Source organism: Bradyrhizobium erythrophlei (assembly GCF_900129505.1).
GTDB classification, from domain to species: Bacteria; Pseudomonadota; Alphaproteobacteria; order Rhizobiales; family Xanthobacteraceae; genus Bradyrhizobium; species Bradyrhizobium erythrophlei_D.
Window position 1 is genome coordinate 4,214,707 of sequence record NZ_LT670818.1, and the last position, 25,266, is coordinate 4,239,972.

Below are 25,266 nucleotides of genomic sequence, written 5' to 3' on the forward strand. Positions count from 1 at the left end.
CGCAGCTTCCTTCTCACCAGTTGCGGAATTTGGAGGGCGGCGCATAGAGGCCACCGGACCATCGGACGAGATCCTTGATAGAACGTGCCGCTAACAGACTCCTGTCCGCATCGAGCGGATCGATGCCGAGGTCTTCCGGCCGACAGATGACGCCTCGCTCTCGCAGGCGCCGAACCATCTTCCCATCCCGGCCGCGGCCGACATCGGTGTAGCCCGCCACGCCACGGATCGCCTGCTCGCGCTCATCTTTGTCGCGGCAAAGCAGGAGATTGGCGATTCCCTCCTCAGTGACGATGTGGGTGACGTCGTCGGCGTAGATCATCAGAGGAGCGAGTTCGAGATTCAGTTTCTCGGCAAGCGTCAGGGCGTCGAGCTTCTCGACGAACAGTGGGACGTTCTTGTCGCCGAAGGTCTCGCCGATCTGCACGACCAGCTTGCGGCCGCGCCGCAGGGGTGGCGGGCCGTCGGGGTCGGCCTCCTTGCCCGCCTGCAGCCAGGGCGCGCTCGGATGGCGGCGTCCCCGAGCATCAGAGCCCATATTTGGCGCCCCGCCGAAGCCAGCAATGCGCGAGGTGGTCACGGTGGAGGAATTCCCCTGCAGGTCGATCTGCAGGGTGGAGCCGATGAACATGTCGCAAGCGTAGAGCCCGGCGACCTGGCAGAACGCGCGGTTCGAACGCAGCGCGCCGTCGGGGCCAGTGAAGTAGATGTCCGAACGGGCGCGGATGTAGTCGTCCATCCCCACTTCCGATCCGAAGGAGTGGATCTGCTCCACCCAGCCGGACTCGATCGCCGGGATTAGCGCGGGGTGCGGATTGAGCGCAAGGTGTGTAGCTACCTTGCCCTTCAATCCCAGCCGTTCGCCGTAAGTAGGCAGCAAAAGTTCGATCGCCGCTGTGTTGAACCCGATCCCGTGGTTCAGCCGCTTGACACCATAGCGTGCGTAAATGCCTTTGATTGCCAGCATGGCGGTAAGGATCTGGCCCTCGGTGATGGCGCCTGGATCGCGCGTGAACAGAGGCTCGACAAAGAAGGGTTTGTCCGCATTCACGACGAAATGCACGCGGTCACCCGGAATGTCGACGCGTGGCACTTTGTCCACGATCTCGTTGACCTGTGCGATGACCAAGCCATCTTTGAAGGCGGTTGCCTCAACGACCGTCGGTGTGTCTTCGGTGTTGGGCCCGGTATAGAGATTGCCATTTCGGTCCGCGCTGACCGCCGCGATCAGGGCGACATGCGGTGTCAGGTCGATAAAATAACGCCCGAACAGCTCAAGATAGGTGTGCACCGCCCCCAGCTCGATTTTGCCGCCGAACAGCATCTTGGCGATGCGCGCCGACTGCGGGCCGGAATAGGAATAATCGAGCCTGCGCGCGATGCCCTTCTCGAATACATCGAGATGCTCGGGCAGCACGACACCTGACTGGACCATATGAAGATCGTGGATCTTGGCGGGATCGACGTCGGCGAGCGCAGAGGCGAGGACGTCCGCTTGTTTCTGGTTGTCGCCCTCCAGACAGACGCGGTCGGCGGGCCGAATCACCGCTTCAAGGAAATTCGGCAGATCCACGACTTCGATAGTCTTGCCCGAAGCGTACCTGCGTCCATCGGCGAGGCGCTCCGCCAGGGTAGTCTTTTGTGCGTTCCAGCTCTTCATTCCTGATCTCTCTTATTCTAGTGGCTTTCTTCCGCGGTCATGCCGCGATCGTATCGCCATGGTGCAGCCTCCAACCACTGATCCGTGCAAGAACGCCCTCGGCCTGGGGTATGCGGATCCCACGATGGATTTGCCTCATTTCGATGCCCTGCTACGCCATGACGCCATACTCTCGAACACTCCATCGCGGCGGATCAGGCCGTGGAAAAGGGCTGCACCGAAATGGGCGAGGAACGTGCAGAAGAGCAAATAAGCGAGATAGGTGTGCAGGGATCGCAACCACGCATACAGCGCGACGTTGTGTGGCAGGATCGAGGGTAGCTGAAGCGGCCCGTAGAGTACGATCGGGTAACGTTCAGCCGAAAGCATCCCCCAGCCGACTAACGGCATCGCGACCATCGAGGCGTAAAGCACGATGTGGGAGGCCTTGGCCGCCCGGCGCTGGACGGGCGGGACCGTGTCGGGCAGCGCTGGCGGCGGATTGAGGCAACGATTTACTAGGCGGACGACTACCAGGATGAGGATGGCGATCCCAAGCGGCCTGTGGATCGAGATCAGAAGCTCGTAGCGTTTGGAGACCGTGGCAACCATGCCGATGCCGATGAACAGCATCGCCAGGATCATCGCTGCCATCAGCCAGTGCAGGAGCCGCGACAGGATCGGGAAGCGGGCCGCGTATGCAGTCATGACTTGCCTCCTGCCTGTACGTCCTGCCGCGTGATCGCACTTGGGGGCTTTTCCGCCTCCTCTCCGGCACGAAGAGTGAAGGAGCTCGAATAGGCCGCCGATCGAGCACTTAGCAGCGGGTCGTCGGATGGCGCGATGCCGGACGGCAACACCAGCGGGTCGTAATTGACGTAGGCGCAGGGCCCTGTGTCTTCACTCGACACCTCGTCAATTGTCACAGTGCCGGCGTTGATTTGCTGCCGATCGGCGGGCCAGGGCAACGTCGCGTCGTCGGTGGGGTCTCCAGGTTGGCCAATGGTAATCATCAGGCGCCATCGCAACGGATGCTGGTGAATCTGCTGGATTAGGTCGTCGAAGAGATAGTTCTCGCCGTTCGATGCCGACCGCACCGCAGACTCTGCCGCGAACGGCTGCATGGGCACTGTGGCCCAGCGAACCGGAATGGACACACCGGCCGCGTTGACGAGACGGAAGGCGTTGAGACTGTTGAAAGTTGAATCGGCGAAGCCCTGGGACGGCGGGCTTTGCTTGATGACCGCCATGGCCTGTACGGTCTCGGGGTGGGCAGCCATGAACGCCTTGACCTTGGCGGGATCAGGCTTTCCGGTGGCCGGGTCAGGGATGGAGGCGAGGACCTGGTCGCGGAAACCTTGCGCGGAGTTCACACCAAACACTGCCTCGTTGTTCATCGTAATCCGCCACTCCCCGGCCCCGGGCAGCAGGAACTTAACGGCCATGCTGCGCACGATTGCTGGCTGATCGGCCTGGAACGGGTTGGCGCCGGAGAGGCCGAAACGGCCGACGATAGCGGTGCGGCCCGGCTTGAACACGGTGGCCGTGGAGAACGAGACTGCCTGTCCGTTGGCGTCGAACCACCCGCTGACGCAGACGCCTTTCGCGTGATTCCGGCGAAACCCGGGGTGCAGACCTTCAGCGTCCGTGAAAGCCGCCAACATCCGGTCCTCAGTCAGCCGGCGCGGCGAAAGCCAGCCCCCCGTGTAAGCGAATGCGCCGGCGACGCAGAGCACGGCTACGCCAATTGCACCCAACCGGATGACCACTCCTGCGCTCGTCAATGGCCGTTTGCTAGTGGTTTCTCCTGACTGATCATCCGACATCTCGTCAAACTCCTGCATAACCGCCTAGCGACGCCATTTCGGCGTTGTCTTCCAAACAAGCATCACGACCGGCTCGTTTCTTGCTAGTGCCTCAGCCAATCTAATGCGGGGATCGATGACCACTCGGACCAGCGCTGTGACCTTGGAGTCGATCCCAACTTCGCTAACTTTTATCGGCAAGGATGCCATTGACCATCGTCGCCAAGATACTTCCCGGACGCCGGGTCGTAGTACGCCCAACGCTGGGCGCAATAGGAAGCAGCAGTGCTCGATACCACGGAGCCGACGCTTGCTTGAGCACCGCGGCCCTTGACCCGTTTCGCTCCGTGTATCAGCACAACGTTGCGCGCCTCGACCGGCGCGGCCGTCTGGGCGCGAGCCTCAAATCCACCGAGCGTTGCTGTGAGCACGCCAACGGCCATCGCCGCAAGTGTCTGTAATTTCATCATCGATCAGACTCCGGGGTTGATTTTTCTGCGTAGCCCTTATGAGGCCGGCGGGGGAGCACACCGCCCCCGCCCGGCGTGGTCGTTAGCTCGTCCACTGCCAATCTGCCGGCAGCCAGCGGTACCCGTTCCCCTCGCGCACCACGTGCCCGAAGCCAGGGAAGGGCAGATGGTAGCTACCAACCAGCGTCTTGTCGGTCGCTGCGCGGTCGAGGAAGTCCACGCGCGCCCTGGTTGCCTGCGCTATGTCCATGTCAAACTCGAACGGCCATTCCGGATGCAGGAAGCTGATCGTGGAGTTGACGACGACATCGGCAGTAAGGAGCAATTCTTCGCTGCCGGAACTCAGATGCACCGACATGTGGCCTGGTGTGTGACCGGCAGTGTCGATGGTGGTCACGCCCGGCGCCACCTCCGCTCCGGCTTTGATCAGGCGCAGCCGAGGGCTGGCCAATTTCAGATTTGCCCGGGTAACCTCCGGCTTCAGAGCGGGCGGCAATCTGTTGGCCCATTCGGGGGCGCTCCAAAAGGCGACCTCGGTTTCGCTGGCGACGAATTCGGCCGAGGGAAACAGCAGCGACGCGTTCTCGTGATCGCTGATACCCCACAGGTGGTCGAAATGCGCGTGAGTGAGCAGGATCATATCGATATCGCCAGGGGCGTAGCCCGCGGCGGCGAGGTTGCCAAGCAGCCCGCCGGTCGTCTTCTGAAATTTGTCGACGCCGCAGCCTGCATCGATCAACACCAGCTTGTCGCCGGTGTTGACGAGAATGGTGTTGATTTGCAGCCCCACCGGGCTAGGCGGTTGGAACGTGGATGTGAGCAGGCCTCTTGCGTTCTCGGCGCGATCACCCCACAGCGTTTCGGCCGGGAACGCGAGCGTGCCGTCGCTGACGACGGTGACTTCGATGGTGCCGAGCTTGAAGCGGTAGAAGCTAGGCTGCGCCCGCTTGCCCGCTTGGGGCGCATGGGCCAGGGCGGGTACGGTCGGAGCGAGTGCAGCGGCCCCGACGGCGGCAGAGCCGGCACGTAGGAGCATCCGGCGGTCGAGCTTGAGCATGTCAGTTCTCCATTGCGAGTTGCGTTTGTGGGGGCTTTCTTCCGAGGAGGTGGCATGAAATCGATCGGTCAGGCTCACCGGACCGAGACGGACGTTGCCACATCGACGTTGCCCCGGATCGCATTCGAGTACGGGCAGATCGCATGAGCACCCTGGACGAGCCGTTCAGCGGTCTGTCGGTCGATGCCAACCATGGCCACGGCAAGCGCGGCGGCCAACACGAAGCCTCCTGTCTCATTTCGACTGAGATCGATCCTGGCGGCGACGGTGATATCGTCGTCGCCAAAGCGGTGGCCGGCATCTCGGCTCACATGAAGGAGCGCATTCTCAAAGCAGGCTGCATACCCGCCGGCGAAGAGTTGTTCGGGATTGGTCGCATCGCCCCTACCGCCAAGCGCCCGGGGCAGTGCGAGCTTGAGGTCGAGCAAACCGTCTTCGCTGCGGATCGAACCGTGACGGCCTCCGCTCGCCGTGACTTTTGTGGAATATAGACTGGCCATAGCACATATGCCTTCTTCGCTGGGATTCGTTAAATTGGGACGGGTCGTCCGGACTGTCGCCGCAACTCATCGGCGAACAGCCCGTGCACGAGGACGCACACCCGCTAAGCGGGCTGTCCGGCGGCTTCCAGGATCAACCGGCTGATCTCGTCGGGTTGGGATATCAGCGACAGGTGACTCGCCTTCACTTCGATGGTCTTGGCGCCCATGCGCTTGGCCATGAAGCGTTCGAGATCGGGATTGATCGTCCGGTCTTCCGTCGAAACGGCATAGAAACTCGGCTTCGACCGCCAGGCCGCATGCGTCGTCTTGCCCGAGAGCAGAGCCTTGTGGAACGGCTCTTGGACCGCATAAAGGACCTTCGCCTTCGCTTCCGGCAGGTCGCCGGCGAAATCGCGCAAGAACGCAGCCTCGCTGAGGCGTCCTTCATCGCCGTCGAAGACAATCCCGGCGGACGCCGGTGGCGTCGGAAATGTCTTGGCCAACGCCGCGTAATCCTCGCCCGCATCCGGCGCTCGCGCCGCCACATAGACAAGAGCCGACACGTTCGGATGCATACCGGCCTCTGTCACGATCATTCCGGAGAAGGAATGCCCGACCAGGACCGTCGGACCATCTTGCCGCGCCAGCACGCGCTCGGCCGAGGCGACCGCTTCAGGCAGCGTTGTCAGTGGGTTTTGCACGGCTGTGGCATTGAGCCCCGCTGCCTGCAATCGTGCAATCACCTCGGACCAGCTTGACCCGTCGGCGAACAGCCCGTGCACAAGGACAACATTTCGGGCCTTCGTCGCCGGCTGCGCGGCAGCGGCGTTGCCCTGGACAAGAGTGCTTGCCGCTCCCGCGGCCACCATGCTTACGAAGGTGCGTCGATTCATAAGATATCTTGGCCGAAGATTGTCTTGGCTATTCATGGAAGTTCTCCTTTGCGTAAAGTTGGAGTTGGCTACTGGGACGGCAGCGTTAAAGGGGACGTTTTCGCTCCTTGACACCATCGGCTCGCTCCTCTGCGCAGCTCAGCATAAAAACGGGTTGTCGCCGACATCGCAATTTTCTCCGTCTGGCGGCGTAGCAAATGGGCCGACGTGCGGCGCTGGAATGCGAGCATAGCCGTCAATATAGCGAGCGGTGGGCGACGCACGCGCATCGGCTTTCTTCGCAACATGCCGCTTGGCTAAGCAATTCTTGCGGGCCATGGTGGGCGTTGAGAGCATGACGGTGGCGATCAATCCCGCCGACAATAGCTTGATTGTGGTCATTGAACTTCCTTTATGGATGCAGCAAACCAAACGTGATCGGTGCTCACGGCACTCTGCGACCGTCAGAAAGTACTTGAGAATCGCCGCAAGAGTGCCGGCAACAATCGTCAGTGTCGCAACATCGTCACCGATCGCTGCTCCGTGATAGCGCCTACCGACCAAGCAAACGGATTTCATTGTCGGCGGGAATTAAAATCGAGAGCGATCGCAACTGTTCGCAAACACCTCCCATTCGTCGTTGCCGTGCGTCTTTGCATTGCTCCGATGGTGGGATAAGTGCTGGCGCTCATTCACTTCTTTCGGCTTGGTTCGCAAGAATTGAAAAGCGTGACCCGCGACAGGGAGTGGAAGCGACGTCGATGCGGTGTCCCAGAATTCCGATCGCCTGGCGCACGATGAAGAGGCCAATGCCTAGACCATCGCATCGCGCAGGATCAAAACGGGTGAAGGCCTCGAACATTCGAGGGATCTGGTCCCCGGTTATGCCGATTCCAGTGTCATACACGTCAATGCGGATCCTCTGGTCGGTGTGCCGGCAACCGACGAGAACGCGGCCACCAGGCAGTGTGTATTTGATGGCATTGCTGACCAAGTTGCGCAGAACGGTACCGAGAAGCAGAGCATCGCTCTCAATCGTAGCGCAAGTCGGGACCGTACGAACGCTGACTCCCTTTGTTAGAGCTGCGACTTTGTTCGCGTAGGTAGCTTGCTGCAACAAAGGCTCGACCCGCACCGACGTTAGCTTCACCCTTTTGCCGCTCTCGCAGAGCCGAAGGGCGGCGAGTAATTCATCAAGCTGATCCCTCAATCGCTCGACCGCGCTCTGACCGTACTGCAGTAGGCGCAACTCAGATGCCGTTCGAAGGCCGCGACAGAGAATATCGTGAACGTTTTGGATGACTTGAAGTGGCTGCCTTAGATCGTGTCCTGCTATCGCAAGTAACACTGACTCAAACTCGGACGGCTTGTGTGGTTTCGCCTTGGCCGTCATGCTCCAAGTCATGGGTCGCGTTGGCATCCGTGGGGTACCAAAAGCCGCGCTGCCTTCTGTCGCTTTGACATGTCCGTGTGTCTCGTGCATGACGTGCTCTCTTAGTTGGGAGGCATTGAACAAATCTGATTGAAAGTGTCGCGCAATCTCGCGACGTACGCGAGTTTGATGTTGTAAGATTGTGTTAGTCATGCAGCTGAGGCGCGCGTTTTGGGCGACGCATCGACTCCCCAGGGAGCTTCAGCTAGACGAGGTGATCTCGTTGGTTGAAATGACCATAGCGACGGCCATGTTGATTCTCAAATATCGTATCGATTACGAAGAATGATCAGTTGAACGATCAAATCGCTCTGGGGGGTGAAATAGAAGGCGAGCACCAGCGGATCAGGCAGGCCGCGCTTGTCATAGTTGCCATCGACATTGGCCGTCGCGATGAAGTTCCCATAGTGGTTGATCACCTTGGTTACGTTCATCGTCAGACGCTCGCCGATGATATCGTGCTTCGCCCACTCTCTGATGGCCGGCTTTCCCCAGTAGTCCCGCAACTGATCATTGACGAGAGCGTCCTCGGCGAAAGTGGCCAGCAGTCGCTCGAGATCGAAACTGTTGGTTGCTTCAACGTAGGCGGCCACCAGGGGTGGGAGGGCGACGGGAGCGTTTGGCGGAACGGAGGATTTCATCATGGTGTCGGGTTCGAACGATTCTTGGCAATTTGCACGCGACGACCATGCCCGATGGACGACGGCTTGGCCCGTTTGATTACGTTAGAAAATGTTAGACGGGTGCAGGGAGTCCAGTTCCGCCGGGTCTCCAGGCGGAAAGAATGTTGCGGAGGTCGTCGGTTTGGCGTGGAGCGGCTAAAAAGACTATCGCAAGTCCTCGAGCAGCGCGCGCGCAAGCCTGAGGTCTGCGGTTTCGAATCCTTCGGTGAAGCGGTCGTAGACGAGGGCGAGCGTATGGCGGGCCTGATCGCGCTGCCCGTCTTCGGAAAGCATGCGCGCCAAGGCCATCGAGGACCTCAGCTCCCAGGCTAGGGCAGATTGCGCGCGTGCGACAGTGAGCGCTTCGGTCAGGCAGTTCATGGCTGATTCACGGTCATGTTGTGCCGCGAGAATCTGAGCCTTGATCCGAAGCAGTTCGGACAAGTTAAATTCCACGCCACCATTTGTCGCGCGCGCAATAGCTCCATTGATCGTAAGCAGCGCCTCCTCGAATTGCCCGGTCTTGCGCAGGCCCTCCGCCAACCCGCCGATGAAGCCCGTGATCTGGAGATTGTACTGTTGAGCGCGCAGGGTCTCCAGCGCGCTCCGTAGCAAATCGAGACCGGCTTCCGGCTCATCTCGGGCGATGGCAAGTTCGCCTTTCAGCGCGATGCCGAGAGCACGGTACGGTGCAAGCGAGTGTCGTCCGGCGTGTACGATCAGTTGCTCGATGAGGTCGCTGGTTCCTGGCAAATCACCGGTCCACAGTAACAAGGTCGAGGCATAAACGAGCGAGATGCAAGTCGGAACTGGGTGATCTCGGCTCGCCGCTTCATCGATGGCCCCTCGCACGAATCTGAGAGCCTGATCGGAGAATCCACGCAGCCACAAGGCGCGGGCAAGGAAGATCATCGCGATGCTGCGAAAATCAAAGACGAAGAAGTTGGCGTTGAAGGTACCAAGTTCGACCGCGAGTGCCGTGCCGCGCTCAAGATGGAGTTGTGCCGCGGCCTGGTTGCCTAGAAAGTGGTGAGCATTGCCCACCCAACACTCTGCCCAGACGGTGCCCGCCGGGTGCTTGGCGGCCTGCGCGATGACGCCGCCCTGTTCCGCGACCGCCAGGGCGCCTCGAACGTCACCAAGTCGGCCAAGAAAGAGGTTCAGACCGACGAGAAGGCGCAGCTGGCGCGGCCGATCCTCAAGAGCTTCCGCAAGCGCAAGTCCACGCTCGATTGCGACGCGCACCTGATCGTTGTGACCCCTGGTGTACATCGACGACATCGCCAGGGCTTGCTGAAGAATCATCTCCTGTCTGGTGCCACGGCTGGCGTCGTCGAGCGCGGCCAGCGCTCGTTCACACCAACCCCTGCATTCTTCGAACAGCGACAGTCCGAAGAACAGCGGCGCTGCCCAGGTGGCGAGTTCGATGCCGACCGCGGCATCGCCGTTGTCGGACAGCGCCCATCCGAGCGCCGCCCGCACATTGCCGATATGTGGGGCGTATCCCGAAAGATCGTGTTCGCCGAATAATGACTGGATGATCTCGTCGTGTTCGAGAAACCTGGAATAAAAGATCGCATGGCGCCGGGCGATGCGAGCCGCTTCGCCACGCGCTCCGAGTTTGGCAGCGGCGTAGGCGCGCGTGGTGTCGAGCAGCCGATAATATGTCGATTCGTTGATGACGGTCGTGGATATCAGGGACTTCGCAACCAGGCTCGCGACCGCGTCGGTAGCGTCCGCCTCGTCTACCTCCGTCTCCGACGCAACGGAGCCGGCGGCCTGAAGCGTGAAGGCCCCGACAAAGACGGACAGCCGGCACAGGACCACCTTCTCGCGCTCCGAAAGTAGGTTGTAACTCCAATCGAGCATCGCATTCAGCGTCTCGTGCCGCGGCAGCGCGGTGCGACGGCCCTGCCAGAGCAAGCCGAAGCGGTTGTCGAGCAGCTCCGCGGTTTCACGAATCCCAAGGGAGCCGACGCGACTTGCCGCGAGCTCAATGGCAAGTGCCACTCCGTCAAGCCGGCGGCAGCTCCGGGCGACGATCGGCGCATCGATATCGCTGAGCGCGGCGCCATAGCCGCTCGCCGCGGCCCGTTCCATGAAAAGCTGGGCAGCGGGATACCGAAGCGCTTCCATGGCGGTCAGGCCGGCATTCTCGGGTGGACAATCAAGTGAGTACAACAGGTGGACATGTTCACCTTCCACCCGGAGGGCTTCGCGGCTGGTCGCCAGGATGTGCGCTTGTGGTGCCTCGCTGACGATGCGTTCGGCCAGTGCTGCCGCAATGCCGATCACGTGCTCGCAATTGTCGAGCACGAGGAGGATCTTCCTGTCGCCGATAAAGGCCAACAGACTAACGACCGGATCCTGGGTTTGCACCGCGAACCCGAGTGCCGATGCGATCGCAGTCACCACGAGTTGGGGATCGGTCAGCGCAGCCAGATCGATGAAGAAGACCGCGTCACGGAATCGATCAGTCAGATTATGAGCGACGGAGATTGCCACGGTCGTTTTGCCGATACCGCCAGGGCCGACGATGCTGACGAAGCGCCACATCTGGATTTGGTGCGCCAAGGATCGAACCGTGTCATCGCGGCCGACCATCCGCGCTGGTCGCGGCGGCAGCTTTTGAACTCGTTCCGTTGTGGCGATCGCGGTGACCGGAACCGTTCTGGCGGCCGTCGAGCGTGTGACTGGCGCAACAAAACAATAACCCCTACCGGCAATATTGGATATGTAGCGAGCACCGCCTCGTCCGTCGCCAAGTGCCTTCCGAAGGGCAGCCATTTGAAAGCGGAGGTTGGCTTCCTCCACCGTCACATCCGGCCACGCGGTCGAGATAAGTTCCTTGTGCGTGACGACTTCCCCGGGCCGCTCCGCGAGTGCGATCAGGATGTCGAGCGCGCGGCCACCGAGCGGTATCGGTTCGTCACCCTTCTTGAGCAGCCTCTCGGCCGTAAACAGGCTGAACGGGCCGAAAGAAAGCACGTCCTTGGGCAGTGGGTTGCGACGATGATTTTCTGACGTCTGTTCGTCCCGCGAAACTCTTCGCTGCAGGCCATTGCAGCTCACCGAAAATGCTAGTCCCATATCCCATATAGGGTCATCACGAATTGGTGATGTTCTCATCCAGGTAGATCCGAACCGCATATGAGTTCGAGACGTTCGGACCGCGCGTCATATAGAATGGCATATAGATCGCAGCTGGCGCCACAAGATGAATGCGGTGGAGTTGCGCGTCGGCAATGCTCAGATCCGCCCGAGCCTGCGCCACCCCGTAGAAAGAATGATATCGTGGCTACCAGCGGTGCTGTGGAGCGGCTAAAATGCCTGTCGCAAATCCTCAATGATCGCCCGCGCCAGCTTGAGATCCGCGGTGTCGAATCCTTCCGTGAAGCGGTCGTAGACGAGAGCCAGCGCATGCCGGGCCTGATCGCGCTGGCCGTCTTCGGAGAGCAGGCGGGCCAGCACCATTGTCGTCCTCAGCTCCAGGGCGAGCGCAGATTGCTCGCGTGCGATAGTGAGCGCTTCGGTCAGGCAGTTCAGGGCGGATTCACGGTCATGTTGTGCTACGAGAATCTGCGATTTAATCCGGAGCAGTTCGGACAAGTTAGATTCCGCTCCACTATTTTTCGCACGCGCAATGGCTCCATTGACCGTAAAATGTGCCTCTTCGAATTGCCGGGTCTTACGCAAGCCTTCCGCCAACGCGCCGATGAAATCTGTGATGAGGATATTGTACTGCTGGGCGCGCAGGGACTCCAGCGCGCTCTGTAGCAAATCGAGACCGGCTTCCGGCTCATCTCGGGCGATGGCAAGTTCGCCTTTCAGCGCGATGCCGCCGGCACGGTACGGCTCCAGCGAGTATCGTCCAGCATATGCGATCAGTTGCTCAATGAAGTCGCCGGCTTTTAGTAAATTACCGGTCCACAGTTGCAACATCGAGGCATAAACCAGCGAAACGCAAATCGGAACTGGGTGATGCCGGCTCGCCGCTTCATGGCTAGCCTTTTGCTCGATTTTGAGCGCGCGATCAGAGAAACCACGCAGCCACAAGGTGCGGGCGAGGCCGACGAGCGCGCGGATGCGCTGATCAAGACCGAAGAAATTGACGCTGAAGGTATCAAGCTCGACCGCGAGTGCCATGCCGTGCTCAAGATGGAGCTGTGCCGCGGCCTGGTTGCCCAGAAAGTGGTGAGTAATGCCCACCCTCCACTCCGCCCAGACGGTGCCTGTCGGTAGCTTGGCAGCCTGCGCGATGGCGCGGCCTCGTTCCGCGACCGCCATGGCGTCGCGGAGGTCGCCGAGCCGATGAAGAAAAAGGTTCAGACCGAAGAGAAGGCGCAGTTGGCGCCCATGGTCCTGGCAAGCTTCCGCCAGCGCAAGTCCACGCTCGAGTTCGGCCCGAACCTGATCGCTGTGACCCCTGGTGAGCATCGACGCCAGCGCTAGGGCTTCCTGAAGAACCATCTCCTGTCTGGTGCCTCGGCTGGCGTCGTCGAGCACGGCCAGCGCCCGTTTACACCAACCCCTGCATTCCTCGAACAGCGACAGTCTGATGAACAGCGGCGCCGCCCAAGTGGCGAGCTCGATGCCGACCGCGGCATCGCCATGGTCTGACAGCGCCCATCCGAGTGCCGCCCGCACGTTGCCGATATGTGGGGCGTATCCCGAAAGATCATGTTCGCCGAACAATGACTGGATGATCTCGTCACGTTCGAGAAACCTGGAATAAAAGATCGCATGGCGCCGGGCGATGCGAGCCGCTTCGCCGCGCCCTGCGAGTCTGGTAGCGGCGTAGGTGCGCGTGGTGTCGAGCAGCCGATAGTAGGTCGATTCGTTGATGACGGTCGTGGATACCAGGGATTTTGCAACAAGGCTCGCGACCGCATCGATAACCTCTGCCTCGTCTGCGTCTGTCTCCGACGCAACGGAGCCGGCGGCCTGACGCGTGAAGCCCCCGACAAACACTGACAGCCGGCACAGCACCACCTTCTCGCGCTCCGAAAGCAGGCTGTGACTCCAATCGAGCATCGCGTTCAAGGTCTCGTGCCGCGGCAGCGCGGTGCGGCGGCCCTGCCAGAGCAAGCCGAAGCGGTTGTCGAGCAGCTCCGCAACTCCACGAATCCCAAGGGAGCCAACGCGACTGGCCGCGAGCTCAATGGCAAGTGCGATCCCGTCGAGCCGGCGGCAGCTCCGGGCTACTATCGGCGCATCGATATCGCTCAGCTCGGCGCCATAGCCGCTCGCCGCGGCCCGCTCCATGAAAAGCTGGGCAGCGGGATACCGGAGCGCTTCCGTCGCAGTCAGGCCGGCATCCTCGGGGGGACAATCAAGTGAGTACAATAGGTGGACATGTTCACCTTCGACCCGGAGCGCTTCGCGGCTGGTCGCCAGGATGTGCGCTTGTGGCGCCTCGCTGACGACGCGTTCGGCCAGTGCGGCCGCAGCGCCGATCACGTGATCGCAATTGTCGAGCACGAGGAGGATCTTCCTGTCGCCAATAAAGGCCAGCAGACCAACGAGCGGGTCCTGGGTTTGCACCATGAACCCGAGTGCCGATGCGATCGCAGTCACCACGAGTTGGGGATCGGTCAGAGCAGCCAGATCGATGAAGAAGACCGCACCACGGAATCCATCAATCAGCGCATGAGCGACGGAGATTGCCACGGTGGTTTTGCCGACACCGCCGGGACCGACGATACTGACGAAGCGCCACTCCTGAAGTTGCTGCGTCAACGCTCTAACGGTGTCATCACGGCCGACCATTCGCGCTAGTCGCGGCGGCAGCTTCTGAACTCGTTCTGTGGTGGTGATCCCGGTGACCGGAGCCGTTTGCCTAGCACTCGAGCGTGTGACTGGCGCAACAAAACAATAACCCCTACCGGAAATATTGGATATGTAGCGAGCGCCGTCTCGCCCGTCACCAAGCGCCCTGCGAAGGGCAGCCATTTGAAAGCGGAGATTGGCTTCCTCAACCGTCACATCCGGCCACACCGTTGAAATTAGGTCCTTGCGGGTGACAACTTCCCCAGGCCGCTCCGCGAGTGCGATCAGGATGTCGAGCGCGCGGCCGCCGAGCGGTATCGGCTCGTCCCCCTTCTTCAGCAGCCTCTCGGCCGCAAACAGGCTGAACGGGCCAAAAGAGAGAACGTCCTTGGGTTCTGGCTTGCGGTGATCACTCATACGCGTTGTCCGCGGTCGCGCTTAAACATTCCGATCAGGGGGGGTGGACGGTTGGCGTGCGGAAAACGAGCCGAAGCCGCAATCTCCTCGACCCGATCGCCCGCTACAAAACAATAGCCTCGCGCCCTCAAGGTCGCGATGTCTCGCGCGTCGTCCTTTGCGTAACCAAACGCCTTGCGCAGGTCGACGATGTGAAACCGAAGACTGCCTTCTTCCACTATGACATCAGGACAGACCCGCGCCAGCAGATCGTTCTTGCTCACGACATCGCACGGACGGGACACCAGCTCCATTAAAATGTCGAGAGTTCGCGCGCCCAATTCGATGCCGTCTTCCACGAGGAGTCGTCGGCTCGCATCCAAGCTGAAAAGCCTCAACGATGTTGCGTCTCTGGTCTCCGTCACCGGTTCCATCATGGCGTCATCTTTCGTAGCCGCCTGACCACCTGGTTTTGACTTTAAGCCAAGGATCGGTTCCGCACAATCAGGATGGGAACCTGCTGTTGTTGCCAGACAAGCTTTGCGAGTTGCTGCCGCTGACGATAACTAACAACATCTTACGATATCAAACGAGCATTCCCACGGCTCCTGCGTAAATCCTTGCAGTAGGCAGCGGATTGCGGCGGAGCGGAAACTCCCCTCACTGCAGTTGCAACGATCGGCCAATATTCAAATGGCCAAGGAGAAATCAGATGGCTGTTACACCTGACTTCGTTCGTGAAATATTCAAAGATCTGGAGGAAAGCGACGGAGCCGCCTTTTTTACACATGTCGCTGACGACGTCGATTGGACCGTGATGGGTACTCATCCGCTCGCCGGTCGCTATCGCAGCAAGGCGGACTTTATCGCCGGTACCTTTACCAAACTGGGCAAAGTGCTTCCGCAAGGAACTCAACTCCACTTGGAATATCTCATCGTCAAAGGCGACCAAGCGGTGGTCGAGCTCCATTCCCTGGCGTCGGCACGGAACGGCATGAGATTCGACAATCGTTACTGTTGGATCCTCTTTTTCGAGGCCGACAAGATCGTGCGAGTTCGAGCTTATCTCGACTCGGCTCTGGTCGCCCAGCTTTTCAAAGAGAATCCGGTCGCCGCCTAGTCCAGACGCCTGCGCACGAGCTCGCCTCCAGCGCTCTCTCAGAGCGGCGCCCGAGGCCGAGAGCACCCGAAGCGTCTTGGCATTGCACCTGAATTGAGACGCCAAGTGGTCGAGGACAACCTTAATGCTGTACACCATATTGGGCGCACTCCTGCCGATGGTCGTCACCTTCGTGCTCGGCTTCATAGCGTCGTGGCATCACGACCTCGGGCGGAACGATGCCTCGATCCTGAATCGGATGGTTCTGCTTTACGCCGTCCCGCTGGCGCTTTTTGCTGGAACGGTCGCGACGTCCCGCGCAGCACTCAGTCAAGACATCCCGCTGGTCATCGCTTTGTGCTTCGCCATTATTGGTCTCTACGGTGTGGTGTTTCTGTTCTCTCGTATCATCCTTCGCTTCCCAACGGGCATCAGCGCGCTCCACGCGCTGACGGCTTCCGCGCCAGCAGTGCCCTTCGTGGGCCCGGCCGTCCTCGGTGATCTGTTCGGAGGGCTCAGCGCCATTCCGATCGCGATAGCCAGTCTCGTCATCAACCTCACCGTCGTGCCAGTCACGATTCTTCTTCTCGCACTGGATACGGCCGCGAGAGACCCACAGGGAGCGAGCTTGGCGGCGCAGGACAAAGAGTATTTGGCCTCGCCCGCAGCCAAACTTGCGGAGACGGTCAAACAGCCGCTTGTTTGGGCACCCGTACTCGCTTTCGTGGTGGTGCTGAGCGGGCTCCACATTCCTCAGCTCATCATCCACTCGCTTTCGCTGCTGGGAGGCGCTTCCGCGGGCGTCGCGCTGTTTGCCAGCGGGATCGTGCTCGCGTCCGGAAAAATCAGAGCCAATTCGCATGTCCTGTTTCTCGTATTCCTGAAAAACATCCTGCAGCCCGCCCTGGTCTTGGGCGGATTGCGATGGGTCGGCTACGGCAAAACTATTGTTAGCGAGGCGGTGCTGACGACGGCGATTCCAACCATGCCCATAGTGATCATGCTCGCTCTGCAATACCGCGTCGAGCAGGAGGACGCAGCTTCCGCCGTATTCCTCAGCGTGATCGGCTCGATCGTTACGATGGGGGTTTTCATCGCCCTGACGTCCTAGCGACGCCAGCCTGTCCACTGAAAAAGGAAAATTCCAAACATGACCCAAGTCGAAGCTCTCGCCAGGTACGCCGCTCGTGCCAAATTCGACGACCTCTCGGTCGAATCGCGCAAGCAACTGCCGGTTCACATCCTGGATTCGCTGGGCTGCTGCATCGCCGCCCTTGGGGCCGGCCCTGTTCAGGCCTGTCGCGAACAGATTGCAGAGTTTGGTGGCACCGGCCCGTCCACGCTGATCGGTGGTGGAAAGGCGAACCCGATCTACGCCGCGTTCTGGCACACCGCACTCGTGCGCTACGTTGATTTCATGGACAACTTCCTGGCCCAGCACGAAACCTGCCACACGGCAGACAATTTCGGCGTGGCGCTAACGATTGCCGACTACGTCGGCGGCACTGGCCGCGACCTGATGCTCGGGGTGGCCCTGGGCTACACGGTGCAGTCGCGGTTCGTTGATCATGCCAACTTCATGACGCGCGGCTTCGACCACACAGCGCAACTAGCCTTCTCGCACAACGCCGCTGCTGGGCGACTGCTTGGCTTGAGTGAGCAGCAGATTGGTCACGCCATCGCGATGGCCGCGGTCAGCGATGCGTCATTCGCTGTGGTTCGGGCAAAGCCGCTCTCGCAGTGGAAAGGTCTCGCCTCGGCGCAGTCGGCGCTCGGTGCCATGAACACGCTCTTCCTTGCCCGGCGCGGCGTGGAAGGGCCGCTGCAAGTGATCGAGGGCCCGCTGGGGATTGACCACCTTCTCGGGATGAAGATCGACATCGATTGGGACAAGCAGGGATATGACGGCGTCACGGAGAGCACCATCAAGAAGTACAACTCCATGATCCACACGCAGTCCGCGGTCCATTGCATGGTCGAACTGGCGAGGCAGAAAGGACTCGATCCCAACAAGATTGTCTCGATCGAGGCAGAGGTGTTCCAACTCGCTTTCGACTTCGCTGGTGGCGGCCTTTACGGCGTGGACAAAGTCATCCGTACCAAGGAACAGGCGGATCACAGCTTGCCGTACCTGCTTTCGGTCGCCCTAATCGATGGCGATGTGACGCCGGCACAATTCAAGCCGGACCGTATCGCCAAGCCCGATGTGCAAGCGTTGCTAAAGAAGGTTTCGGCCCGTCCGAACCACGAATTCACGGCTCAATATCCCCGGAAGATGCCCGCCAAGATCACTGTCCGATTTCAAGATGGGACAGTGATCGAGCACGAGGTCCAAGACTACCCGGGTCTCGCTTCCCGTCCGTTCACATGGGAGGAATCCGTTGAGAAATTCGACGGGCTCGTAGTCGGTCGCATCGACGCGGGGCTAAGTCGGGAGATAAAGGACGCCGTGCTTTCGCTCGAAAGCATCCAGGTTCGGGATTTGCTGAAACTGCTCAGCTACGCAAAGGCACCTGGCGGAGAGGTCGGTGATGCGGGCCGCAGCTTATCCAGAAAGGAAACCGCATGACCAGCCAGGCACCGATCCGCACTCGAAGCTGGCTGTTCACGCCGGCAACCCGCCCGGAACGCTTTGCGAAAGCTTCCCAGGCCGGCGCCGACGTTGCAATCCTGGACCTTGAGGATGCCGTGGCACCGGGGGATAAGGCGCGCGCAAGGACCACTGCTCTCGATTACCTGACGAAAAACCCTTCCGATGGTGCGCTACACGCGCTGCGAATCAACGGGCTCGACACGCGCGCGGGCATTTCTGATCTGGACGCGTTGCTCGGATCCACGGCGGCTCCAGACTTTCTGGTGCTGCCCAAAACGGAGACGGCCGGCCATATTGAAATTCTCGATCGTCTCCTGACTGCGGCCGGGAAAGCGACCCGTCTCATCGGTCTGATCGAGAGCGCGCGTGGCCTCGCCGCGGTCGAAGCGATCGCGACGGCAACGCCGCGGCTCGCGGGTCTGATGCTGGGTGCAGCGGATATGGCGGCCGACCTGGGCGCGACCGTCGCTTGGGAACCTCTCGCCTTTGTGCGCTGCCGCCTTATCGCCGCCTGTGCTTTGGCAGGGGTGGTGTCAGTCGACTCGCCGTACTTCGACCTGCATGACGAGCCCGGCCTCAAACGGGAGGTCGTCGGTGCGGTAACGTTCGGCTTCAGCGCTAAAGCCGCCATTCACCCTGCACAAATCGGCGCGATCAATGCGGCGCTTACGCCGAGTGCCGAAGCGGTGAAAAGAGCCCGCGCGATTCTCGCCGAGAACACCAGGGGAGTCGGCACCGTGGACGGCCAGATGATCGACGAGGCTGTCGCCCGCAAAGCACGCCGCACGCTCGCTTCGGCCGGGCTCGAGGCCTAAGCCAACAACCGCTTATTCAATCCCACTTTGATGAAGGAGACAATGTCATGGAAACCATCCTTCCCGCCTATAAGACCGTCGGCTCCCGCCGCTACCGCGAAACCTCAGGGCTCTATTTTGAGGACTTCGAACCCGGCGACGTGTTCGAGCATCGCCCCGGCCGCACCGTCCTCGATGTCGACAACACTTACTTCACCCTGCTGACCCTCAACATCCAGCAGGTCCATTTTGATGCGGCGTACGCCGCCAAAACCGAGTGGAAGAAGATGCTGGTCGACTCGACCTTCACGCTTGCGTTGCTCACCGGCATGAGCGTCCGCACGGTCAGCGCGAAAGTCGTCGCCAATCTCGGCTGGGACAAGGTGAAAGCGAGCCATCCGGTGTTCGCCGGCGACACGCTCTATGCCGAGAGCACGGTGCTGCACAAGCGCGAGTCCAAGAGCCGGCCGACCCAGGGGATCGTCACGGTCCTGACGCGGGGCATCAACCAGGACGGCGCCGAGGTGATGAGTTTCGAGCGCACCATGCTCGTCCATCGCCGCGGCCATTCGTCCGAGGAAGCAGCCAACTACTAAACGATGACTGAGAGGAGTCACTACGATGGACACTAACTCGCTCTATCAATCGAAATTGACCACGCCCGACCAGGCGGTGGCCTCCATTCCTTCGGGATCAAAGCTCTCAATCGGTATGGCAATGGCCGAGCCGCCGGCGCTTCTGAAGGCCCTGGCGGACCGCGCCGGGGCCGGCGGCATCGAGAATCTCAATGTCTATTACTTCGAGGCGACGAGCATCGCCGGAAAGACAATCCTTCGCTACGAGCTGAACGACCGCATTCGCCCGTACTGCATGTTCGTCACCGAGATCGAGCGAGCACTGATCAAGCGAGGTGTCGAGGATGGCGACCGCAAGGTCATCAACTATGTGCCCAACAACTTTCATCAGGCGCCACGCCTGCTGATAGACGAGATCGGCATCGACACCTTCGTCTGCACCGTCTCGCCGATGGACCGCCACGGCTATTTCACCTTCGGTACCGGCAACGATTATTCGACCAAAGTCGCCCGCTCGGCCAGACGGCTTATCGTCGAGGTCAACAAGAACATGCCGCGCGTGAATGGTGCCGGGGCGGAGCTGCACGTGTCAGAGGTCGACGCCATTGTCGAGAACCATATACCGCTGCTCGAACTCCCTGTGCGCGGACCTGCGGCTGAGGATGAAGTGATCGGCAGGACGATTGCGAGCCTGGTGCCCGACGGCGCCTGCTTGCAGATGGGTGTCGGCGCCTTGCCAAACCTCGTCTGTGCGGAATTGAAAGACCGCAACGATCTCGGTATTCACACCGAAGCACTAAATCCCGGCCTCGTTGACCTGATGCGCGCCGGCGTCGTCAACAACCGGCGGAAGACGATAGATCGCGGCAAAACCGTCTTCACCTTCGCCATGGGGCAGAAGGCGATGTACGACTTCCTGAACGACAATCCAGCAATCGCGAGCGCGCCGGTCGACTACGTCAACGACCCGCGGATCATTGCACAGAATGATAACGTCGTCTCGATCAACGCCACGATTCAGATTGATCTGACCGGCGCCTGCAATTCCGAGCACATGCTCGGCCACCAGTACAGTGCCTCCGGCGGCCAGCTTGATTTCGTCCGTGGTGCCTATGCGTCGAAAGGCGGCAAGTCGATCATTGCCGCGCGCTCGACCGCGGCGAAGGGCAAAGTGTCACGCATCGTATCTCGGCTGGAGGGGCCAATTACTACGCCGCGCATCGACACGCATTACATCGTCACTGAGTTCGGCGCCGTTAATCTCAAGGGCCTGTCCTCGACCGAGCGTGCGCTCAGACTGATCGAGCTCGCCCATCCCGAGTTTCGGGACGAACTGACTGACGCCGCGAAGCAGCTTCACCTCATCTGAGTGAACACCGTGGCAGACGCAAACCAGGACCGGCAAATGGTATTGGCGACCTTCCACATTGACTGAGCACAAGAGAACCGTCATGGCAAAGACTGTTGCTGATCAATTCGCAGAAACCCTCGCCGCGGCTGGTGTCAAACGAATATACGGCATCGTGGGCGACAGTCTGAACGGGTTGACCGATTCAATTCGTCGGCAGGGCAAGATCGAATGGGTGCATGTCAGGCACGAAGAGGTCGCCGCCTTCGCGGCCGGCGCCGAGGCGCATCTGACTGGAGAGCTTGCGGTGTGCGCGGGCAGTTGCGGGCCGGGCAATCTGCATCTCATCAACGGCCTGTTCGACTGTCATCGCTCCCGCGTGCCGGTCCTCGCCATCGCCGCGCAAATCCCATCGAGTGAGATCGGCTCCGGATATTTCCAGGAGACGCATCCGGAGCAGCTGTTCAAGGAATGCAGTCACTACTGCGAGTATATTGCCGGTGCCAATCAGATACAGCGCACGCTGGAGCTCGCGATCCGTCAAGCCGTCACCAATCGTGGCGTCTCTGTGGTCGTCATCCCCGGCGATGTCGCGTTACAGCTAGCCGCTGCGGCGACTGATCCGATCCCTGCGAATCTCCTGCCAGTTCGGCCCGCCATGCCGGCGGCAAATGAAGCTTTGGATCAGTTGGCCGCACTGCTCAACGGAGACAGCCGCGTGACGATGCTGTGCGGCTCGGGCTGTCAAGGCGCTCAGGTCGTCGCTCTCGCCGAACGTCTCAAGGCTCCTGTCGTTCACGCGCTAAGGGGTAAGGAGCACGTCGAATGGGATAATCCGTACGACGTCGGCATGACCGGATTGATCGGCTTTTCGTCGGGCTATTACGCGATGATCGATTGCGATGTCCTGTTGATGCTCGGAACCGACTTCCCTTATCGGCAGTTCTATCCGCGTGGTTCTGGGGTCCGGATCGCCCAGGTCGACCTGAGGGCAGAGGCCATCGGGCGCCGCGCGTCGGTCGATCTCGCCGTGATTGGCGACGTGCGCGCGACCACGACGCGCTGCTGCCACGCCTTGAGGAGAAGCGAGACGGTAATCATCTCGGCCGGGCGCGCGAACACCATCGCAAAGCGCGCAAGGGTCTCGATGAGCTTGCTCGTCCGGCCACCGGCAAGACGCCGATTCACCCTCAGCAGATCGCCAAGGCGATCAACGACCTGGCGGCCGAGGATGCGGTCTTCACCTGCGACGTCGGTCTGCCGACGGTCTGGGCAGCCCGTTACCTCGCGATGAATGGCAAACGGCGGCTGATCGGGTCATTCTGGCACGGGTCGATGGCCAATGCGATGCCACAGGCGATTGGAGCACAAAGCGCGTTTCCCGGTAGGCAGGTGATCTCGCTCTCAGGCGACGGGGGCTTCACCATGCTGATGGGCGACCTGCTCACCCTCGTGCAGCACCGCCTCCCCGCCAAGGTGGTCGTGTTCAACAACGGTGCACTCGGCTTCATCGAGCTTGAACAGAAGTCGACGGGCTTCCTCGATTTTGGGACCGAGCTCAAGAATCCGAATTTCGCGGCCATGGCCGAAGCGATCGGTATTCGCTGTATTCGGATCGAAGACCCCGCCGAGGTCGAGGACGGTATCGCCGCTGCCTTCGCGCATGACGGCCCTGTTCTCATCGACGCGGTCGTCAGCCGGACAGAACTCGCCATTCCGCCCTCGATCAACATCGAGATGGCGAAGGGCTTCTCGCTCTACATGGTGAAGGCGATCATGAGCGGTCGGACCGACGAGATCATCGATCTCGCAAAAACCAATCTCTGGCGGTAAAGGCGCGACGCACGATGGATGTCACGGCGCTCCTTCTCTCGCGGCTGCAATTCGCGTTCACTGTATCGTTTCACATCATCTTCCCGTCGTTCACGATTGGGCTGGTAGCTTGGCTCACCGTTCTGGAATCCCTTCATCTCGCGACGGGGCGCCTGACCTACCGCCTCTTGTTCGAGTTCTGGCTCAAAATCTTCGGTGTGGCTTTCGGATTCGGCGTTGTCTCCGGGATTGTCATGGCATTCGAGTTCGGCACCAATTGGAGCGAACTGTCCCGCATGTCGGGCCCAATCCAGGGGCCGCTGCTCACCTACGAGACCTTCACCGCTTTTGCGTTGGAGGCGACTTTCTTCGGCGTGCTTCTGTTCGGCCGTCAGAGGGTTGCCCCCTGGTTCTATCTGTTTTCGACCACGATGGTCGCCCTCGGCACCACGCTGTCGGCGTTCTGGATCATGATCAACAACAGCTGGATGCAGGTTCCGGTCGGCTATGTCGTCGAGAACGGCATGTTCGTGGCGAATGATTGGACCAAGATCATCTTCAACTCGGTGGTCTGGTCGCGCTTTCCGCACATGCTGCTTGCCGCTTACTTGACCGGCGCATTCTGCGTTGCTGCGACCGGCGCGTGGTATCTGCTGCGTGGCACGTTCGCCGCCGAGGCGAAGATCATGCTCCGCATGGGCCTGTATCTGGCCGCCGTGCTCATGCCAATTCAGCTCTTCTTCGGGCACCTCAACGGTGAATACATTGTCCGTTACCAACCCTCAAAGATGGCCGCCATTGAGGCGCGATGGCACGACGAAAAGCCGGCATCCGAAGTGCTGCTCGCGTGGCCGGACGTAGCGCAGCGGCGCAATCGCTTCGCGATTACCTTACCCGCACCCTTGGGCAGCTTGATCGACTCCGACAGTCTCGACGCTGCGGAAGTTGGGCTCGATAGCATTCCTGAGAGCGACTGGCCGCCGGTACTCATTCCGTTCTTCAGCTTCAGCATCATGGTAGGATGTGGCCTGCTCATGTTGGCCTTGGCCTGGGCCGGAACGTATCTGAGCCGAGACGGACGTCTCGAGCGCAATCGGCTGGTGCTCTGGGCAACGTTCTTCAGCTTCCCGCTGCCCTTTATTGCAACGTTGACCGGCTGGTTCACGGCCGAGGTGGGACGCCAGCCGTGGGTGGTCTATGGCATGCTGAGAACTGCGGACGCGATGACGCCGTTCCTGACGACGCGGGCGGCGACGATTTCTCTCATCGTCTTTTGCGCGATCTACACCTTCATCTTCGCGTTCGGTGTTTTCTACATCTACCGGCTGCTGCGCGCAGGACCGGTTGGACACCTGGTGCTGCCGCCTTCGGCCGCCGTTCCCAACCGGCCCCTATCCGTCGTCGACCACCCAGATACTGCGGGCGTCCTTCACGTTGGAGCGGGAGAATAGCCATGATCATGTTCTGGGCGACGCTCCTCGCCGTCAGCATTCTCATGTACGTCTTGCTCGACGGCTTCGATCTGGGAATTGGCATGCTCTTCGGCGTGGCCGCCAGCGAGCAGCGAAGGCATGCCATGATTAGCGCGGTGGCGCCAATCTGGGACGGCAACGAAACCTGGCTTGTCGTCTCGGGCGTGATCCTCTGGGGTGCCTTTCCGGTCGTCTATTCAATCCTGATGTCGGCATTTTATCTCCCGGTTCTGTTGATGCTGGCGGGATTGATCCTCCGCGGCGTGGCCTTCGAGTTTCGCTCCAAGGCCGAGCGGCTGCGGTGGATCTGGAATGCGAGCTTCGCGGGAGGCTCGCTTGTCGCGGCGTTCACTCAGGGCTTGATGGTAGGCGCCCTTGTGGAGGGTCTGCCGCTTTCCGACGGTCGATACGCTGGCGGCGAATTCGGCTGGTTCAGTCCCTTTGCGGTGCTTTGCGGGATCGGCCTGTGTGTCGGTTACGCGCTGCTCGGCGCCTGCTGGCTCGTGCAGAAATGCGACGACGAGATCCGCGATCACGCCCATCGCCTCATCCCCTATCTGTCGGCGGCGCTGCTGGTTTTTCTGATCGTCGTGTTCGTCTACGCGCTGGCCCAAGACTTTGCGGTCATGACGCGCTGGCTCGACCGACGCTCCTTGTTTGTTTTCCCGGTCGTCTGCGCGTTGGCCGCAATCACTCTTGCCGCCAGCGTTCACCGCCGGCATGACGCGCTGCCGTTCCCGATGGTCGCTGTGATCTTTGTCGCGGCCTTCTGCACGCTGGCGATCTCGTTCTGGCCCTACATGGTCCCATTCTCGATCACGGTCGAACAGGCGGCCGCCCCGTACTCGAGCCTTGCCTTCATGTTTTGGGGAGCGGGTCTCTTCGTGTTTCCGCTCATGCTGCTTTACACCGCGATCAGCCTGACTGTGTTCAGAGGCAAAGTCGTGAGGCCGGCAGATTAGAGCCGAAGCGCTTAGAAAGCAGTGAAA

At 60.6% G+C, this 25,266-nt stretch carries 21 protein-coding genes and 1 pseudogene; 9 read left to right on the top strand and 13 right to left on the bottom strand.

Features of this window, described 5'->3' with window-relative positions; genetic code table 11:
- Positions 1 to 13: 13 nt before the first annotated feature.
- The 13 genes from mdcA to B5525_RS19620 form a co-directional block, all read right to left on the bottom strand.
- Positions 14 to 1,660 (bottom strand): malonate decarboxylase subunit alpha, encoded by a 1,647-nt coding sequence (gene mdcA / locus B5525_RS19560; RefSeq protein ID WP_079566216.1) that lies wholly within the window; start codon positions 1,658 to 1,660, stop codon positions 14 to 16.
- A gap of 135 nt (positions 1,661 to 1,795) precedes the next feature.
- Positions 1,796 to 2,347 carry a cytochrome b gene (locus B5525_RS19565; protein WP_079567465.1) on the bottom strand — a complete coding sequence of 184 codons (552 nt, stop codon included), beginning with the start codon at positions 2,345 to 2,347 and terminating at the stop codon, positions 1,796 to 1,798.
- Entirely contained in the window at positions 2,344 to 3,465 is a 1,122-nt protein-coding gene (locus B5525_RS19570; RefSeq protein WP_079573568.1) for a catalase family peroxidase, read from the bottom strand. Before B5525_RS19570 ends, B5525_RS19565 begins: the two co-directional genes overlap by 4 nt.
- Positions 3,466 to 3,635: 170 nt before the next feature.
- Positions 3,636 to 3,914, bottom strand: a complete 279-nt coding sequence (locus B5525_RS19575) for a BA14K family protein (protein ID WP_079567466.1) — start codon at positions 3,912 to 3,914, stop codon at positions 3,636 to 3,638.
- Between the two features lie 82 nt (positions 3,915 to 3,996).
- Complete coding sequence (locus tag B5525_RS19580) at positions 3,997 to 4,971, bottom strand: MBL fold metallo-hydrolase (RefSeq protein ID WP_079567467.1); 975 nt, start codon at positions 4,969 to 4,971, stop codon at positions 3,997 to 3,999.
- A 74-nt stretch (positions 4,972 to 5,045) separates the two neighbouring features.
- Positions 5,046 to 5,471, bottom strand: coding sequence for an organic hydroperoxide resistance protein (locus B5525_RS19585; RefSeq protein ID WP_079567468.1), 426 nt, complete (start codon positions 5,469 to 5,471; stop codon positions 5,046 to 5,048).
- Positions 5,472 to 5,575: 104 nt separating this feature from the next.
- A complete protein-coding gene (locus tag B5525_RS19590; RefSeq protein ID WP_244567961.1) occupies positions 5,576 to 6,346 on the bottom strand; it encodes an alpha/beta fold hydrolase in 771 nt (256 codons plus the stop codon).
- A gap of 138 nt (positions 6,347 to 6,484) precedes the next feature.
- Positions 6,485 to 6,727 carry a hypothetical protein gene (locus B5525_RS19595; RefSeq protein ID WP_079567470.1) on the bottom strand — a complete coding sequence of 81 codons (243 nt, stop codon included), beginning with the start codon at positions 6,725 to 6,727 and terminating at the stop codon, positions 6,485 to 6,487.
- Between the two features lie 286 nt (positions 6,728 to 7,013).
- Entirely contained in the window at positions 7,014 to 7,718 is a 705-nt protein-coding gene (locus B5525_RS19600) for a sensor histidine kinase (protein ID WP_172899930.1), read from the bottom strand.
- Between the two features lie 299 nt (positions 7,719 to 8,017).
- Positions 8,018 to 8,401: a hypothetical protein gene (locus B5525_RS19605; protein ID WP_079567472.1), complete on the bottom strand. Its 384-nt coding sequence runs from the start codon at positions 8,399 to 8,401 to the stop codon at positions 8,018 to 8,020.
- 183 nt (positions 8,402 to 8,584) lie between these two features.
- The gene (locus B5525_RS19610) at positions 8,585 to 11,548 is read right to left on the bottom strand and encodes an ATP-binding protein (protein WP_172899931.1); all 2,964 of its coding nucleotides are present in this window, start codon (positions 11,546 to 11,548) and stop codon (positions 8,585 to 8,587) included.
- Positions 11,549 to 11,740: 192 nt separating this feature from the next.
- Complete coding sequence (locus tag B5525_RS19615) at positions 11,741 to 14,605, bottom strand: ATP-binding protein (RefSeq protein WP_079567474.1); 2,865 nt, start codon at positions 14,603 to 14,605, stop codon at positions 11,741 to 11,743.
- On the bottom strand, positions 14,602 to 15,021 hold the full coding sequence (locus tag B5525_RS19620) for a winged helix-turn-helix domain-containing protein (RefSeq protein WP_079567475.1): 420 nt from the start codon (positions 15,019 to 15,021) through the stop codon (positions 14,602 to 14,604). The genes B5525_RS19615 and B5525_RS19620 overlap by 4 nt, the downstream gene beginning before the upstream one ends.
- Positions 15,022 to 15,296: 275 nt before the next feature.
- On the opposite strand from B5525_RS19620, the gene B5525_RS19625 reads away from it, so the two are divergent.
- The 9 genes and pseudogenes from B5525_RS19625 (at position 15,297) to cydB (ending at position 25,239) form a co-directional block, all read left to right on the top strand.
- Entirely contained in the window at positions 15,297 to 15,704 is a 408-nt protein-coding gene (locus B5525_RS19625; RefSeq protein ID WP_079567476.1) for a nuclear transport factor 2 family protein, read from the top strand.
- A gap of 124 nt (positions 15,705 to 15,828) precedes the next feature.
- Positions 15,829 to 16,794, top strand: a complete 966-nt coding sequence (locus B5525_RS19630) for an AEC family transporter (RefSeq protein ID WP_079567477.1) — start codon at positions 15,829 to 15,831, stop codon at positions 16,792 to 16,794.
- Between the two features lie 39 nt (positions 16,795 to 16,833).
- Complete coding sequence (locus B5525_RS19635) at positions 16,834 to 18,252, top strand: MmgE/PrpD family protein (protein ID WP_079567478.1); 1,419 nt, start codon at positions 16,834 to 16,836, stop codon at positions 18,250 to 18,252.
- Entirely contained in the window at positions 18,249 to 19,091 is an 843-nt protein-coding gene (gene ripC / locus B5525_RS19640) for an itaconate degradation C-C-lyase RipC (protein ID WP_079567479.1), read from the top strand. The genes B5525_RS19635 and ripC overlap by 4 nt, the downstream gene beginning before the upstream one ends.
- Before the next feature lie 47 nt (positions 19,092 to 19,138).
- Positions 19,139 to 19,666 carry a (R)-specific enoyl-CoA hydratase RipB/Ich gene (gene ripB, locus B5525_RS19645; RefSeq protein WP_079567480.1) on the top strand — a complete coding sequence of 176 codons (528 nt, stop codon included), beginning with the start codon at positions 19,139 to 19,141 and terminating at the stop codon, positions 19,664 to 19,666.
- Between the two features lie 25 nt (positions 19,667 to 19,691).
- Positions 19,692 to 21,014 carry an acetyl-CoA hydrolase/transferase family protein gene (locus B5525_RS19650; protein WP_079567481.1) on the top strand — a complete coding sequence of 441 codons (1,323 nt, stop codon included), beginning with the start codon at positions 19,692 to 19,694 and terminating at the stop codon, positions 21,012 to 21,014.
- Positions 21,015 to 21,096: 82 nt separating this feature from the next.
- A pseudogene (poxB, locus tag B5525_RS19655) lies at positions 21,097 to 22,826 on the top strand (ubiquinone-dependent pyruvate dehydrogenase).
- Between the two features lie 14 nt (positions 22,827 to 22,840).
- Positions 22,841 to 24,256, top strand: coding sequence for a cytochrome ubiquinol oxidase subunit I (locus tag B5525_RS19660; RefSeq protein WP_079567482.1), 1,416 nt, complete (start codon positions 22,841 to 22,843; stop codon positions 24,254 to 24,256).
- A gap of 2 nt (positions 24,257 to 24,258) precedes the next feature.
- Positions 24,259 to 25,239: a cytochrome d ubiquinol oxidase subunit II gene (cydB, locus tag B5525_RS19665; protein ID WP_079567483.1), complete on the top strand. Its 981-nt coding sequence runs from the start codon at positions 24,259 to 24,261 to the stop codon at positions 25,237 to 25,239.
- The last annotated feature ends 27 nt before the right edge of the window (positions 25,240 to 25,266 follow it).